The 14,089-nt window shown below is 61.4% G+C and carries 13 protein-coding genes and 1 tRNA gene; 7 read left to right on the top strand and 7 right to left on the bottom strand.

What is annotated here, in order from left to right; translation table 11 throughout:
• Window positions 1-193 precede the first annotated feature (193 nt).
• Entirely contained in the window at window positions 194-517 is a 324-nt protein-coding gene (gene hspQ / locus AC1DYC_RS06255) for a heat shock protein HspQ (protein WP_023668971.1), read from the top strand.
• 69 nt (window positions 518-586) lie between these two features.
• Here the strand turns inward: hspQ and AC1DYC_RS06250 are convergent, their stop codons facing one another.
• Window positions 587-1,216 carry an invasion associated locus B family protein gene (locus AC1DYC_RS06250; protein WP_477309630.1) on the bottom strand — a complete coding sequence of 210 codons (630 nt, stop codon included), beginning with the start codon at window positions 1,214-1,216 and terminating at the stop codon, window positions 587-589.
• Window positions 1,217-1,474: 258 nt separating this feature from the next.
• Here AC1DYC_RS06250 and AC1DYC_RS06245 point away from each other — a divergent pair, with 258 nt between their 5' ends.
• The gene (locus AC1DYC_RS06245) at window positions 1,475-3,295 is read left to right on the top strand and encodes an extracellular solute-binding protein (protein ID WP_477404810.1); all 1,821 of its coding nucleotides are present in this window, start codon (window positions 1,475-1,477) and stop codon (window positions 3,293-3,295) included.
• A gap of 23 nt (window positions 3,296-3,318) precedes the next feature.
• A complete protein-coding gene (locus AC1DYC_RS06240) occupies window positions 3,319-3,999 on the top strand; it encodes a DsbA family oxidoreductase (RefSeq protein WP_477404808.1) in 681 nt (226 codons plus the stop codon).
• Here AC1DYC_RS06240 and AC1DYC_RS06235 read toward each other — a convergent pair whose 3' ends face one another.
• Window positions 4,000-4,434 (bottom strand): hypothetical protein, encoded by a 435-nt coding sequence (locus AC1DYC_RS06235; RefSeq protein ID WP_477404806.1) that lies wholly within the window; start codon window positions 4,432-4,434, stop codon window positions 4,000-4,002. It abuts the gene before it with no gap.
• Window positions 4,435-5,034: 600 nt separating this feature from the next.
• Between AC1DYC_RS06235 and AC1DYC_RS06230 the strand changes: the two genes are divergently transcribed.
• Together AC1DYC_RS06230 and mgtE are read left to right on the top strand one after the other, a co-directional pair.
• Complete coding sequence (locus AC1DYC_RS06230; RefSeq protein WP_477404804.1) at window positions 5,035-6,924, top strand: ABC transporter ATP-binding protein/permease; 1,890 nt, start codon at window positions 5,035-5,037, stop codon at window positions 6,922-6,924.
• A gap of 378 nt (window positions 6,925-7,302) precedes the next feature.
• On the top strand, window positions 7,303-8,670 hold the full coding sequence (mgtE, locus tag AC1DYC_RS06225) for a magnesium transporter (protein ID WP_477404802.1): 1,368 nt from the start codon (window positions 7,303-7,305) through the stop codon (window positions 8,668-8,670).
• Window positions 8,671-8,729: 59 nt separating this feature from the next.
• Here mgtE and gor read toward each other — a convergent pair whose 3' ends face one another.
• From gor to rpiA, 3 genes are all read right to left on the bottom strand, one after another.
• Window positions 8,730-10,121, bottom strand: coding sequence for a glutathione-disulfide reductase (gene gor, locus AC1DYC_RS06220; RefSeq protein WP_477404801.1), 1,392 nt, complete (start codon window positions 10,119-10,121; stop codon window positions 8,730-8,732).
• 123 nt (window positions 10,122-10,244) lie between these two features.
• Complete coding sequence (locus tag AC1DYC_RS06215; protein WP_477404799.1) at window positions 10,245-10,862, bottom strand: DUF2059 domain-containing protein; 618 nt, start codon at window positions 10,860-10,862, stop codon at window positions 10,245-10,247.
• The gene (gene rpiA / locus AC1DYC_RS06210; protein ID WP_477404797.1) at window positions 10,849-11,580 is read right to left on the bottom strand and encodes a ribose-5-phosphate isomerase RpiA; all 732 of its coding nucleotides are present in this window, start codon (window positions 11,578-11,580) and stop codon (window positions 10,849-10,851) included. The genes AC1DYC_RS06215 and rpiA overlap by 14 nt, the downstream gene beginning before the upstream one ends.
• Window positions 11,581-11,735: 155 nt before the next feature.
• On the opposite strand from rpiA, the gene AC1DYC_RS06205 reads away from it, so the two are divergent.
• Window positions 11,736-12,419 (top strand): phosphoglycolate phosphatase, encoded by a 684-nt coding sequence (locus AC1DYC_RS06205; RefSeq protein WP_477404795.1) that lies wholly within the window; start codon window positions 11,736-11,738, stop codon window positions 12,417-12,419.
• A 157-nt stretch (window positions 12,420-12,576) separates the two neighbouring features.
• Window positions 12,577-12,651, top strand: a tRNA-Val gene (locus tag AC1DYC_RS06200).
• Between the two features lie 72 nt (window positions 12,652-12,723).
• On the opposite strand, the gene AC1DYC_RS06195 is transcribed toward AC1DYC_RS06200, so the two are convergent.
• The gene (locus tag AC1DYC_RS06195; protein WP_477404793.1) at window positions 12,724-13,197 is read right to left on the bottom strand and encodes a hypothetical protein; all 474 of its coding nucleotides are present in this window, start codon (window positions 13,195-13,197) and stop codon (window positions 12,724-12,726) included.
• Window positions 13,198-13,740: 543 nt separating this feature from the next.
• Window positions 13,741-14,013 (bottom strand): hypothetical protein, encoded by a 273-nt coding sequence (locus AC1DYC_RS06190; RefSeq protein WP_477404791.1) that lies wholly within the window; start codon window positions 14,011-14,013, stop codon window positions 13,741-13,743.
• Window positions 14,014-14,089: the final 76 nt, after the last annotated feature.

The following is a 14,089-nucleotide window of genomic DNA, read 5'->3' as shown; positions in this document are numbered from 1 at the left end:
CTAGCCCGTAGCTTCACAAGGCGTCAAACGCTTCGGCATTGAATTGGACCACCGTCTGCGCCAGATAGGGTGGGATACCAGCCCTAAAGTCGGGCTCGATTTTTAGTCGTGGCGTGTGTAAATTCAAAGCCTTAGAGCGCGTGCCGTGCATTCCAAGGGACGCCGGGCGCTTCCGGGCTTAGTGGTGAGTATGATGAAAACGGCTAAATTCTCGATCGGACAGGTGGTGCGCCACCGGCTGTTTCCATTTCGTGGCATCATTTTCGATGTCGATCCGCAATTCGCCAACACCGACGAATGGTACGAGGCGATCCCGGCCGACGTGCGGCCGCGCAAGGACCAGCCGTTCTATCATCTGCTGGCCGAGAATTCGGAAACCGAATACATCGCTTACGTCTCAGAGCAGAACCTGCTCGAGGACCAGTCGGGCGAGCCGGTCCGCCATCCGCAGATCGGCGAGATGTTCGACAAGCGGCCGGACGGACGCTACGAGCCGAAGCGCCAGTCGAGACATTGACCGCATCCTGAACGGCAACAAAAAAAGCGGGGCACTGCCCCGCTTTTTTTATTTTGAATTCGCTCGAGATCAGTTGGCGGCCTTGGCCTTGTCCTGCTCGTCCTTGAGCTTCTTGGCGAAATCCTGGTTGTTCTTGGCAACGAAGTCCTGAAGCTTCTTCTGCCGGTCCTCGATGTCGGACTGCTGCAGCGGCGGGCCGTCATAGGCGCCGCTGAAGCCGGTCAAGGCAACCTTGATCGGGTTCGCCTGGTTCTGGAAATTGATTGAGGTCAGCGTGATTGCCTGGCCCTTCTTGAAGGAAGCGACGAGCGTGTCGGTCAGCGGCACTTCGGCCACGCAACGGTCGGGGAAGCAGATGACGTAATCGAGCTTCTGCGCCTTGCCGGCGTCGATTTGCAGGCCGATGCCGGGAGGCACCAGACGTCCGGTCGGGACCGTGACCTGGAACACCTTGCGGTTCACCTTGCCCTTCAGCTCGATCAGGCTGACGCCGGTGACGAGTTGGCCGTTGCCGGCGGTGACGATGTTCTGGACATTGCAGATGTCGACGTCTTCCTGCTTCGTGCAGGCCTTGAACCAGCCCTGCGGAATCTGCTGTTGCTGCTGTGCGGAAGCAGCGGGAAGCCCGGCGACCAGAAAGCCGACCACGCCTGCGGCCATGACCGAAAGGCGGTACGCGTTGCTGTTCAGGCTCGTCATGTCGTGCACTTCCTCTCAAATGATCCCGGGACCGGCTTCTTCGCGCCGTGTGGTCCAGCTACCTGTTGCCGAATTGAGGCAACAGAATGACTTCGGAGCGCGTGTTACACTGCATGGGCAGTCGAATCCAGCCCGGCACCTGCGATTCTTGGCCGTGCCATTGGTGGTGCGATTTCGGCTGACGTATCTGGCCGGAGCGCAGCGGCGCCATGCTAGGGTGCACTCCGAATCATCAAGCCGCCCAGTAAGGAGACGGTCATGGGCCGCGTTCTTGTTTGGCTGATCGCCGCGATCTCGTTTCTCGCATTTTCGCTTCAGCCCGCGATGTCGGAGCCGAAACATGCCATCGCCATGCAGGGCGATCCGGCGCTGCCGGCCGACTACAGCCATTTCGACTACGTCAATCCCGATGCGCCCAAGGGCGGCAACATCACCTATTGCGTCGTCGGCAGTTTCGACAATCTGAACCCGTTCATCGTCAAGAGCCTGCGCACCACGGCGCGCGGCATGCTGGATCAGAACTACGGCAACCTGGTTTTCGAGCCGTTGATGCAGCGCAATTACAACGAGCCTTTCAGCCTGTATGGTCTCATTGCCGACAGTGCCGACATGGACCCCGAGCGCAAGTGGATCGAATTCCACCTCAACCCAAATGCAAAGTGGTCGGACGGCGAGCCGGTGACGCCGGAGGACGTGCTGTTCACCTACGATGTCTTCACCGACAAGGGCCGCCCGCCCTACAGCGATCGCATGAGCCTGATCGCCAAGCTGGAAAAGACCGGCGAGCACAGCGTGCGCTTTACCTTCAACGACAAGGCCAACCGTGAGACGCCCTTGATCATCGCGCTGACGCCGATCATCCCCAAGCACGCCTTCAACAAGGACACTTTCGACAAGACGACTTTGAAACCGGTGATCGGCAGCGGTCCCTACATCGTCGACAAGGTGCAGCCGGGACAGCGCATCGTCTTCAAGCGCAATCCGAATTACTGGGGCAAGGACCTCCCCTCCAAGCGCGGCTTCGACAATTACGACCAGATCACCATCGAGTATTTCCTCAACGCCAATGCCAAGACGGAAGCGTTCAAGAAAGGCATCTGCGCCATTTATGATGCGGGCGATCCAATCAAGCGCGAGCGCGATATCGATTTTCCCGCCTTCCACCGGGGTGAAGTAATCGCCGAAACCTTTGACGTCGGCATACCGCCGGTGGTGACAGGGTTCCTGTTCAACACGAGGCTGGAGAAGTTCTCCAATCCGGTGGTGCGGCGCGCACTCGGCATGCTCTACGACTTCGAATGGGCTAACAAGAACCTCTTCGGCGGCAAGTACTCGCGCACCATGAGCTACTGGCAGAACTCCGAACTGTCCGCGCTCGGCCATCCCGCCGACGACAGGGAGAAGGCGCTGCTGGCGCCCTACCCCGGCCGCGTGCCGGCCGACGTCATGGATGGCACCTGGCGACCACCTGTGACTGACGGCACCGGCCAGGATCGCAAGGTGCTGAAGGCGGCGTTCGACCTGCTGAAAAGCCAGGGCTATGCCGTCAAGGACGGTGTTCTACAAGATTCCAAAGGAAACCCCTTCGGCTTCGAAATCCTGGCGTCCTCGCAAGATGACGAGCGTTTTGCCACCATCTATCAGCGTACTTTGGAAAAGATCGGTATCGCGGTGACCATTCGCAGTCTCGAAGCCGACCAGATTCAATCACGCAAGCAGCGTTTCGATTTCGAGGTGCTGATCGGCGCGAGCGGGTCCGTCGGCTCGCTGTCCCCCGGCATCGAGCAGACCTTTCGCTGGGGCTCTTCGGAAGCCAACAGGGAAGGCTCCTTCAACCTCGCCGGCGTTGCCGATCCCGCAATAGACGCGGCAATGGATGCTATGCTGAGGGCGCGGACCAAGGAAGACTATGTCGCCGCGGTGCGCGTCCTCGACCGGTTGCTCATCTCCGGCAATTACATGGTGCCGATGCAGTACAACACGCAGCAATGGCTCGCTTACTGGAATTATCTGGACCATCCGAAAAACACGCCCATATACGGCTATCAATGGCCAACCTGGTGGCGCAAGCCGAACTGAGCGTTCGGCCGCAGGAGATCAAGATGAGCGAAGACAATTCCATCACCGTTGATGTGGTTTCCGACGCCGTTTGCCCCTGGTGCTTCATCGGCCAGAAGCGGCTCGACAAGGCGATCGCCGCTGTCGGCGACGTCGAGGTGCATGTGCGCTGGCGGCCATTCCAGCTGGACCCTACCGTCCCACCGGAGGGCAAGGACCGGCGCGCGTACATGCTGGCCAAGTTCGGCAGCGAGGAGCGTATCCGCCAGATGCATGCCCGTATCGAGCCGCTTGGCGAAGCCGAAGGCATCAACTTCGCCTTCGACGCCATCAAGGTCGCCGCCAACACGCTGGACGCGCATCGCGTCATCCGCTGGGCGGGCGCTGTCGGCGAAGCCGTGCAGAACGGATTGGTGCGCCGGCTGTTCCAATTGTATTTCGAGGAAGGCGCCAATATCGGCGATCCGGCGGTGCTGATCGAAGCCGCCCGCGAGGCCGGCATGGACGCCGCCGTGGTCGAAACGCTGCTGCCGACCGACGCCGACGTCGAGGCGGTGCGTACAGAAATCGCCACGGCATCGCGCATGGGCATCACCGGCGTGCCGTGCTTCCTGCTCGAAGGCAAATATGCCGTCATGGGCGCGCAGGACGCCGACACGCTGGCCGACGCCATCCGCCAGGTCGCCGCCGCAAAGGCCAAGGGCGAGCTGGAAAAAGCCAGCTGACTATTTCACCGTCACCTTGGCCTTGCTGACGAAGAAGCCGTGTCCGCTGCTGCCCGTGCATGTCAGTCCCTTGGTTGACGACTGGCAGGTAAACGGCCCTTTGCTCCAGCTGTTGCCATAGGACAGCTTGGCGACATCGCTGCAGCAGCCCTGCTCGCCTGGATTCTTGATCTGGGTCGCCGGCCCGTTCGGCCCGAGGATCACAGTGATGTAGCTCGGCTCGACGCGCGAGCAGCTCAGTTCCGGACCGCCATCCTGCGGCTGGTAGGTGCTGGTGCCACCCTTCGGTGTGTAGATGCAGCCGATGTTGCCGGACGGCGTGTTGAACTCGATTTGGCCGTCGGCGCTCGCCGGAATGGTCTGGTTGCCGGCATGCGCCAGAGGCAGAAAGGCAAAGAGCGACAGGATTGCTGGGGCGGCTGCGCGTGCAAGCATAGGGAGCTTCCTTGTTGGAGAACCGGATATGCAATGGGTGCCGACAGTGCTGCGCAAGGTTCAACCGGCGGCACATGAATTGTCAAATCCTGTTGAACGGCAGCTAAAAGGCACGCCCTGTGGACGTGTTGATCGACAGCGCCGCCAAGACCATTTCCGGGCACTTCTCGGTCTCGGGAACGGACGATTCGGGTGAACCCAAAGCGATCACGACCGGAAATTTTTTGGCTGGGCGGTAAAGAAAACCGGCCGATCGGCAAGGCCTGGTGGTTCACAAAGCCGTGAATCTTGCTTCCCTGGGGGAAGCTTTTCATACATCTCGACGTTCTCACAAAACATTGAAACCAAACGGGATATTTGCCCTGGAGACCGCTGTCTCCACGCACCACCTGTTGCCTCATGGCAACGGCACGTGGGCTGCCTCACATTCGCCGCGATAAAATTAATAGAAAATGATCAATTGGTGTTACTATCCGTAACAAAACTAAAAAAGGTTTGGGCGGGATTGTGATTCGGGTCGACAGACCGCGACGTTCAATATCGGCACTTTGGAACCGCGACGCCGCCGCTGGCCCGTCGCCCCTGACGCCAGTATCGTCGATGCGGACCTTCTGGGGACTGATGCGGGCCTACTGGTTCTCGGACCGGTGGAGGGAAGCCTGGACGCTGACCGTCGTCCTCGCACTTCTGATTGCCCTGTCGAGCAAGGCCGACGTCTGGTTTACCGTGTCGGCGGGCGAACTGGCAGCCTCAATCGCTTTTTTCCACGATGCCGCGAATACCGCGCCTCTTGAAACGGTGCTTACCAATGCCGGCTTGCTTGTGCTGTTGGTCGTGTTCAAGGACATGGGAATTATAGGCGCCTGCAAATTTGTATCGGCGACATTGCATCGCAAATGGCGCGCCTGGCTGAACGCGCGCTTCAATGCGGCGCTGCTCGATACCAACCATACGCACTACCACGCTCAGAATGGCGCATCAGGCGCGCCAGCGCCTGACAACATCGACCAGCGCGTGCAAGAATCGATCAAAGATATGGCAGGGGGCGCTCTAGGTCTTGCCCAAGGCGTGTTCGGCGTCTTCACCTCGCTTTACTTTGTCGGCGGAGCTTTGCTGGCGAATTCCGTGGAAGTGGCTGGACTGGAGTTCCTCGGCAGCTATGGCAGCGCCGCCCTTGCTCTCGTAGCGGTCGCCATCTACGTGCCCGTCAACACTTGGATCGCGATCAAGCTCGGCGGAATGCTGGAGTGGCTCAACATCCGGATGCAGAAGGCCGAAGGCACCTATCGCAGCGAATTGATCACTTTATTGCGCCGCAGTTTCCATGTGGCGGCGTCGCAAGGCGAAGACGTGCAGAAGACGATACATGGCCGGCTCTATCTCGACATCGACAGCACCTGGTCGAAGTTCAACATCGTCAACACCGTCTATGCGGGATTCGAATCGGTCTACAACTTCGTCGGGGCCAAAGTGGTCGCCTACGGACCTGGTCTGGTGCCGTTCATCCACAACGGTGTCGACCTCAAGGGCTACATAACCGGTTCCGAGCAGGTCAACGCGCTGATCAGCAAGTGTTCGTGGTTCATCCATGTCATGCCGAGTCTTGCCACTTTGCGCGCCAACAGCCAGCGTGTGACCGAATTGGCGAACGCCATCGAGAACGTCCAGCAGCCGCAGGAATTCTACAGCCAGACCGGCCGCTCCGACTTCCACTATGCCAGCCAGAACCCGGTCTTCGGCCTGACCATCCAGAAGCTCGAACTGGCGCATCAGGGCGAAGATGCCACGCCATTCCTGAGTGCTGCCAATCTGCGCTTCCGGCGCGGCGAGTGGACGTTCCTCAAGGGCGAATCCGGCAGCGGCAAGACTTCACTGGTCAAGGCGATCAACGGCCTGTGGCCCTATGGCCGCGGCACCATCGTCTTCCCCGACGGCGTGAAGAGTTTTTATGCCGCCCAGGAGGTCAAGCTGCAGCAGGTGCCACTGAAGCAGCTGGTCTGCCTGCCCGGCTCCGAGCAGGACTATGGCGATACGCAGGTGGCGTCCGCCCTGCACAAGGCCGGCCTTGGCGACTTCATCGAACACATGGCCGATGAAAGCCGCGAGGGAAAGATCTGGGATCAGATGCTTTCCGGCGGCCAGAAGCAGAAGCTGGTGGTGGCCCGCATTCTGCTGCAGCAGCCCGGGCTGCTGTTCCTCGATGAAGCCACCGGCGCGCTCGATCCGGATGGCAAGATCGCTTTCCACCAGGCGATCAAGGACAACTGTCCCGATGTCACGGTGATCAGCATCATGCATGAGGCGGTGGCGCCACGTTCGCTCTCGGGCGAGGAATTCTACCACAGCGTGGTCGCGATCGCCGACGGTGTCGCCACCAAGAAGCCGCTCATTCCGAACCTGCCGCGCGAACTCACCACCATCCTGGTGCAGCAGGCGCGACCGGTCGAGGACAAATGGCTGCGCTTCTCGCGCCGGCTGAAGCAGAAATAGCAATCCCACCAAACTCTTGCCGGGCCGCAACGGTGCGGCAACGACCACGGTCGATCACAGTCTCGCGATTGGGCCTGTTCCCGGCTGTTTTCAGCCATTCCCGCGATTGACTCGCCAAAATGCGCTCCTATGTTGCGCCCGGCTTGCAGCATTCCAACCTACAGCGCCTCTCGTCGCTTCAGACGCGCAAAGGACGCTGTAGAATTTTGAATTGCGCATGATCCTTTCCGAAAATCGAAACCGATTTTCGGGGTCATGCGCTGACCCGCAAGCAGAAAGGTCACCGCGCCATGCCTGGCGACAGTAGTCGAACGCAACCGCCGTCCGCCTAGACGTGACCTGATGGCTCACGTCCTGCCGGACGGCAAGGAGTGAGTCATGAACGAATTTTCCCCCGTCGTAGCGGGCGACGATGCCGTCGCGATCGCCCGTATCCTTGCCAATGATCACGTCGCCGATGTCGTCGAGGCCCTGAACCGGGAACCGCGCGAGACCGCGATAGAACTGCTGTGCGAAGTGCCGTTCGAGCGGCTGGTCGAGATCTTCGACCAGCCTGAACTCGACGGCGCGTCCGAACTGGCCGAGGCGCTGCCGCGCGCCAAGGCCTGCAAGCTCATCACCGCCATGTCGGTCGACCGCGCCGCTGACATCCTGCGCGAGCTGGACGAGCCGGCGCGTTCCGAGCTGCTCGGCGGGCTGGCGCCGCCGCTCAAGGCAACGCTGCTTTCCATTCTGGGTTACCCCGAAGGCAGTGCCGCCTCGATCATGACGACCGAGTTCGTCAGCGTGCCTTCGGACTGGACCGTCGGCCGCACGCTAGACTACATTCGCAAGGTCGAGCGGACGCGCGAGACCGTCTACGCCATCTACATCGTCGATCCCGATACGCATGTGCTGGTGCGCTCGACCGGCCTGCGCCGGCTGATCACCGGCGAGCCGGACGATCCGATCCTGTCGGTGGCGCCGGACCGCGCGCCGGTGACGGTGACGCCGCTCACCGATCGCGAGACCCTGGCGCAGACGATCTCCAAATACGATCTGCTCGCGGTTCCTGTCGTCGACCACGGCAAGATCCTCGGCATCGTCACCATCGACGACATCATCGACACGATGATCGAGGAGACGACCGAGGACGTGCACCGTTTCGGCGGCATGGAGGCGCTCGACGAGCCCTACATGAAGATGAGTTTTCTCGCCATGATCAAGAAGCGCGGCGGCTGGCTGTGCGCGCTGTTCATCTCGGAGATGCTGACCGCCAACGCCATGCAAAGCTATGAGGGCGAACTGGAAAAGGCGATCGTGCTGACCTTGTTCATCCCACTGATCATGAGTTCCGGTGGCAATTCCGGCTCGCAGGCGACCTCGCTCGTCATTCGCGCGCTGGCACTGCGCGAGATCGGTCTTCGCGACTGGTGGCGGGTGGCGTTGCGCGAACTGCCCACCGGCCTCGTGCTCGGCGCCATGCTTGGCGTGGTCGGCATCTGCCGCATCGCGCTGTGGCAATATATGGGTTTCTACGACTACGGGCCGCACTGGCCACTGATCGCGGCAACAGTCGGCGCTGCACTGGTCGGCATCGTCACCTTCGGTTCGCTGTCGGGGTCCATGCTGCCCTTCGCGCTGAAACGGATCGGCTTCGATCCGGCGAGCGCCTCAGCACCCTTCGTCGCCACGCTGGTCGATGTCACCGGCCTGGTGATCTATTTCTCGGTGGCGCTGGTCATCCTGCGCGGCACATTGTTGTAGCGGTCTCTGGCACCCCATCGCGGTGGCGACAGTCGCCACCGCGATGGGAACGCGCTGGCTCAATCGACCCGCACGCCATCCTTCACGCGGTAGGTCGGCTTGTACATGGTGACTAGTTCCTCCGCCGCCGTCGGGTGCACGGCCATGGTGCGGTCGAAATCGTCCTTGGTGACGCCGGCCTTCAGCGGAATGCCGAGAAGCTGGGCCATTTCGCCGGCATCGGGTCCAAGAATGTGGGCGCCGAGCACTTTTCGCGTGGCGCCGTCGACCACCAGCTTCGTCAGCATCTTTTCTTCGCGGCCGGACAGCGTGTGCCGCATCGGCCGGAACGTGGCGCGGTAGATCTCGATGTCGGAGTAGCGTTTCACCGCATCGTCCTCGGACAGGCCGACAGTGCCGATCTCCGGCTGTGAAAACACGGCGGTCGGGACGGTGTCGTGGTCGGGCGCGGTCGGGTTTCCCTTGAAGGCGGTCTCGATGAAGCACATGGCTTCGTGGATCGCCACCGGCGTCAACTGCACGCGGTTGGTGACGTCGCCGATCGCCCAGATGTTGTCGATGTTGGTGCGGGAATACTGGTCGACAACGATGGCGCCGGTCTTGCCGAGCTCGATGCCGACGCCTTCCAGCCCCATATTCTCGGTGTTGGGGATGCGGCCGATGGCGAGCATGACCTGGTCGACCGTCAGCACCTTGCCGCCGGTGATCAGCGCGTCCAGTCGCCCGTCCGGCCGCTTGCGCACCCATTCCGACACGGCGTGGCAGAGGATCTTGATGCCCTTCTTTTCCATGGTCTCGTGCAGCATGCGCCGCAGATCCATGTCGAAGCGCGACAGGATCTCCTTGCCGCGATAGACCAGTGTGGTGTCGACGCCCAAGCCATGGAAGATGTTGGCGAATTCGACGGCGATGTAGCCGCCGCCCTCGATCATGATCGCCTTCGGCAATTGCTTGAGATCGAAGGCTTCGTTGGAAAAGATGCAATGCTCGTGGCCGACGAGAGCGGGATGCGGCGCCGGCCGGCCGCCGGTGGCAATCAGGATCTGGTCGGCGGTGACGGTGCGGTCGTCGCCCAGGAGATGCACGACATGCGGGTCGACCAACATGGCGCGCGAGTGGAACGTCTCGCCGCCGGCGCCTTTCACGTTCTTCTCGTAAATAGCCTCCAGCCGGGCGATCTCGCGGTCCTTGTTGGCGACCAGCGTCGGCCAGTCGAAGCTCGCCTCCGGCACCGTCCAGCCATAGCCGGCGGCATCAGCGAAATGCTCGGGAAATTGCGAGGCATAGACGTACAGCTTCTTCGGCACGCAGCCGCGGATGACGCAGGTGCCGCCATAGCGGTATTCCTCGGCGATGCCGACGCGTTTTCCCAGCGCTGCCGCCACGCGCGCCGCCCTCACCCCGCCGGAGCCGCCGCCGATGACGAAGAGATCGTAGTCATAACCGGCCATGCCGCTGCTCCTTGCCTGCAAAATGTTTGAGACAGGTAGGCTGCATGAGGCCAAAAGAAAAGCCCGGTTTGCACCGGGCTTTCTTGGTCCAGCGGCACATGGGCCGTGGCGAAAAAAGACGTGTTAGTTCTTCGGTGCTTCCGGCTGGTCACCGTCAGCGGGTGCGGCGCCGTCGGCAGGTGCCGCGCCATCGGCGGGGGCCGTTGCGTTATCCGGTGCGGGCGTGGCCGGAGCAGCGGCCTTCGCGGCGGCAGCCAGCGTCTCGCCAACCTGCTGGGCGAGATCGCGCGCTACACCGTTCTGCCAGATGTCGGCAGCCTTGACCAGATCGCGCGTCACCGTCGGCCCGCTGTCGAGCAGCTTCTTGCCGGCGTCAGAATTGTAGAAAGCGGCGATGTCGGTGAGGTCCTTTTCGGAGAACACCTTGGCATAGGCCAGTGCGGCCTCCTTCTCCAGATCGGCGCGACGCGCCGCCAGCGCCAGAGCCTTCTCGGCGACGGTCTTGGTGATCAGCTCCTGCATATCCGGGTTCTTCTGGATCAGCTGGTCCTCAAGTCCGGCTGCGGCCTGCGGCAGGATGTTGTCGAACGGGTCGGTCGCGTGGATCGCGGCAACCGCTGCGCGCGCTGCCTTCAGATGCGATTCGGTGACATCCTGCGCAAACGCCGGCGCGGTGAACGCCAGGACAGCCGAAGCCGCCAGGATGGCGGAGAATTGGCGAACCCGTTTATGCAACATCATGATCGGTAGAACTCCCTGGTTTTCGGGCGGCATGGACGGTTTGGATGCCGTCGCCGCCGGCGATGATGGCCGCTGACGCCAGCCCGATGAAAAGACCATGCTCGACCACGCCGGGGATGGCATGAAGAGCATTCGAAAGCGCTCTTGTATCCGGAATGCGGCCAAAAGATGCATCGAGGATAAAATGGCCGCCGTCTGTAACAAAAGGCTGGCCCCCCGTCATCCTCAATGTAACAGGGCCGGAAAGGCCGAGACTTTTGGCCGCTGCCGCGACCGCGATTTCGGTGGCGCGCAGGCCGAATTGATTGACCTCGATGGGCAGCGGAAACCGGCCCAGCGTCTCGACCATTTTCGACTTGTCGGCAATGACGACCATGCGCCCGGAGGCCGCCGCGACGATCTTCTCGCGCAGCAGCGCGCCGCCACCGCCCTTGATCAGGGTCAGCGCCGGGTCGACCTCGTCGGCGCCGTCGACGGTGAGATCGAGCTCGGGCGTTTCCTCCAGCGTCGACAGCGGCACGCCGAGCTCGCGGCAAAGGGCTGCGGTGCGCTCCGATGTCGGCACGCCGATGATGGTCATGCCCGTGGCGACCTTCTCGGCCAGCAGCCGCACGAATTCTTCCGCCGTGGTGCCGGTGCCGATGCCGAGCCGCATGCCGTCGCTGACATGGGCAAGTGCTGCCCGCGCGGCCTCGACCTTCAACTGCCTCGCATCCATATGTGCCCCAGATTTTGGCTTTGTCGAGATTTCGGTTGGTTGCGCGCTCCTAGCACTTTTGCCCGCTGGGTCAAAGACTTTGGCTGTCCGCCTGCTTGCCTGAATGAAGCGCAGACGCTATCGCCTGCCGGCATGCAACCGCCACAGGACAGGCCATGACCAGACCGATCATCGTGTTCGACCTCGACGGGACGCTGATCGACACGGCGCCGGACCTGCTCGACAGCCTCAACCACAGCCTCGCAGCGAGCGACCTTGTGGCTGTCGACGAAGCCGGCGTCCGGCGGTTTGTCGGCCAGGGCGGGCGAGTGATGATCGAGCGCGCGCATATCGCGCAGCAGAAATCGCTTGGCGTCGAGGAGCATGACCGGCTGCTAAAACTGTTTCTCGACCACTACACGCTCAACATCCCCGGCAAGTCGCGCCCCTACCCCGGTGTGGTCGAGGCGATCGCCCGCTTCGAGAAGGCGGGTTATCTGCTTGCCATCTGCACCAACAAATATGAGGGCCATTCGAAAGCTCTGATCCAGGCGCTCGGCCTGACAAAACATTTCGCCGCGATCGCCGGCCAGGACACGTTCGCCTTCCGCAAGCCCGACCCCCGGCATCTGACCGAAACCATCCGGCTCGCCGGCGGCGACCCGGACCGCGCGCTGATGGTCGGCGATTCGCAGACCGACATCGATACCGCCAAGGCCGCCGGCATTCCGGTGGTCGCCGTCGATTTCGGCTATACCGACCGCCATGTCAGAGAATTCGAACCGTCGGCGGTGATTTCGCATTTCGACGCGCTGACGCTGGAGCTGGCGGAACGGCTGATTGTTGCGGCGGCCGGCTGATCGGAGGGGCGATTGCGGCGGCGGGCCGCTGAGGAACGGTGATTGCGCGGCTGCCTCCGCCCTCGCCTATTTCAGGCACAGAAGGCAGACGCATCGCCTTGACTTCACCAGCCTGCCTCCCTTATATCGCGGCTCGCTTGGCCTTCGGGCAACGAGCGGGCGATTAGCTCAGCGGGAGAGCACACCCTTCACACGGGTGGGGTCGCAGGTTCAATCCCTGCATCGCCCACCATTTTTCCGTGGAATTCCCATCATATTCGCTCGGCGGCGAGTTTGCCGGCTTCGGCCCTTCGGAACCTGATACTCAATACCGTGGCCTTTTGTCGGACACCACGACCAGCCTCCCTCCAACATTCTGGCAGCGCTTGCAGACAAGCTTCGATGCCAGCCGCTTTTCGGTGATGAAATCGTAGTGCGTCCCGTAGGTCTCGATTAGACCATCGAGATCGAGCGAGCGTAGATGACCGCATCGGGGATTGCCGCAATATACGCTGAGGCCCATGCCTTGATCGCGAAGCTCGCCAAGCTTTGCGGGCTGAGCGATCGACAGAACAATAGCTGCCGGGTCCGCCGGATTTGCCACCACCACGAGGATAGGTCTTCGAACCGCTGCCCGATCAATGGCGCCGATTGCCTGGACCGCCTTATCTTGGGCGACGCCGATGAGGGAATCGATCTCTTCCATCGCCGCAGTATGGCCGCAGACAAACAAGGCCCTTCGCAGCACGTGCAGCGCATCTCTCGTTTCGCAAAGTGTCGTCCGGAGGGTGAGAGGCATTTGGCGCTCAATTCTTCATGTAGCTGTCGGGAAGACATTCGGCTTCAAGTGCCGCTGCTATGAAGGCTCGGTGAACGTCCCTTGTGCTGCAGCACCCCGTCCGTTCCCCTACCAAGGCAGCAAGCGCGGCCAGAAACAGTGGGCCATCGGAAGGCCAGTCGTTCGCCAAGGCGTCGGCCATTTGAGGCAGCGTAGCAAGGACTGAGATCGTGCCGTCCCTGCGCGCGATCGGGATCCCCGAAAACATGTTAGGCTGGCTGTTTGTCACTGCACAGCTCCCGCTGGGGCGGGAGAATGTTATGCTCTCTCAAGCACCAGCGCCCGTACCATGGCTGATGACAAAGCTGTTTGAGCACTTAAATAAGTCCATGTCCATTAACTATGACGTACAAGACCAGCGATGTTCGAAATTTAATATCAGGTCGTCATTTACTTGATCTGGCGTCTGCGCGCGTTGAGTGACTCGGCTCATCGCTCCAGCATCGGAGAAAACCCGCGCAAGCGGTATCTATCACTGCGGCGTGGGCTTGGGTCAGGACTGCCTCAACAACTGCAACTCGCCCCCTCCCCGCCAAAATTCTTCTGCGCAAAATTCAACGCGCTCGAGTAGCTCGTATAGCTCTGGAACTGGCAGACGTTGGAGCCGCGGCGCACTTTCATTTGTTCGAGATCCCAGAACGAGACCTCGATGCGGTCGTCGGCGCAATAGACCGTGTATTTTTCAGGCTCCAGTGCGCGCGCCTTCTCAAGCGGGATGGAGACGGCGGGAATGGAAAGCACGGAAAGTGCAAGCATGACGGCGTGACGCGTGCGCATGGTAACCCCCAGAGAAAACCAGTCCGTAGTATCGCCGCTGTTTTGAAGCGGTGCATCACGGCTTTTTGACGAACGG

This window comes from Mesorhizobium sp. P2_E7 (assembly GCF_056403855.1).
The sequence above is the reverse complement of the archived record's forward strand: the minus strand, read 5'-3'. Positions and strand labels throughout refer to the sequence as shown.

Coding starts and splice junctions, on each gene's coding strand:
- gor (WP_477404801.1), bottom strand. CDS start 10,121: ATGGCCGGTTATGACTACGATCTCTTCGTCATCGGCGGCGGCTCCGGC.
- AC1DYC_RS06205 (WP_477404795.1), top strand. CDS start 11,736: ATGACCAGACCGATCATCGTGTTCGACCTCGACGGGACGCTGATCGAC.
- AC1DYC_RS06235 (WP_477404806.1), bottom strand. CDS start 4,434: ATGCTTGCACGCGCAGCCGCCCCAGCAATCCTGTCGCTCTTTGCCTTT.
- hspQ (WP_023668971.1), top strand. CDS start 194: ATGAAAACGGCTAAATTCTCGATCGGACAGGTGGTGCGCCACCGGCTG.
- AC1DYC_RS06195 (WP_477404793.1), bottom strand. CDS start 13,197: ATGCCTCTCACCCTCCGGACGACACTTTGCGAAACGAGAGATGCGCTG.
- AC1DYC_RS06245 (WP_477404810.1), top strand. CDS start 1,475: ATGGGCCGCGTTCTTGTTTGGCTGATCGCCGCGATCTCGTTTCTCGCA.
- AC1DYC_RS06190 (WP_477404791.1), bottom strand. CDS start 14,013: ATGCGCACGCGTCACGCCGTCATGCTTGCACTTTCCGTGCTTTCCATT.
- mgtE (WP_477404802.1), top strand. CDS start 7,303: ATGAACGAATTTTCCCCCGTCGTAGCGGGCGACGATGCCGTCGCGATC.
- AC1DYC_RS06230 (WP_477404804.1), top strand. CDS start 5,035: ATGCGGACCTTCTGGGGACTGATGCGGGCCTACTGGTTCTCGGACCGG.
- rpiA (WP_477404797.1), bottom strand. CDS start 11,580: ATGGATGCGAGGCAGTTGAAGGTCGAGGCCGCGCGGGCAGCACTTGCC.
- AC1DYC_RS06250 (WP_477309630.1), bottom strand. CDS start 1,216: ATGACGAGCCTGAACAGCAACGCGTACCGCCTTTCGGTCATGGCCGCA.
- AC1DYC_RS06240 (WP_477404808.1), top strand. CDS start 3,319: ATGAGCGAAGACAATTCCATCACCGTTGATGTGGTTTCCGACGCCGTT.
- AC1DYC_RS06215 (WP_477404799.1), bottom strand. CDS start 10,862: ATGATGTTGCATAAACGGGTTCGCCAATTCTCCGCCATCCTGGCGGCT.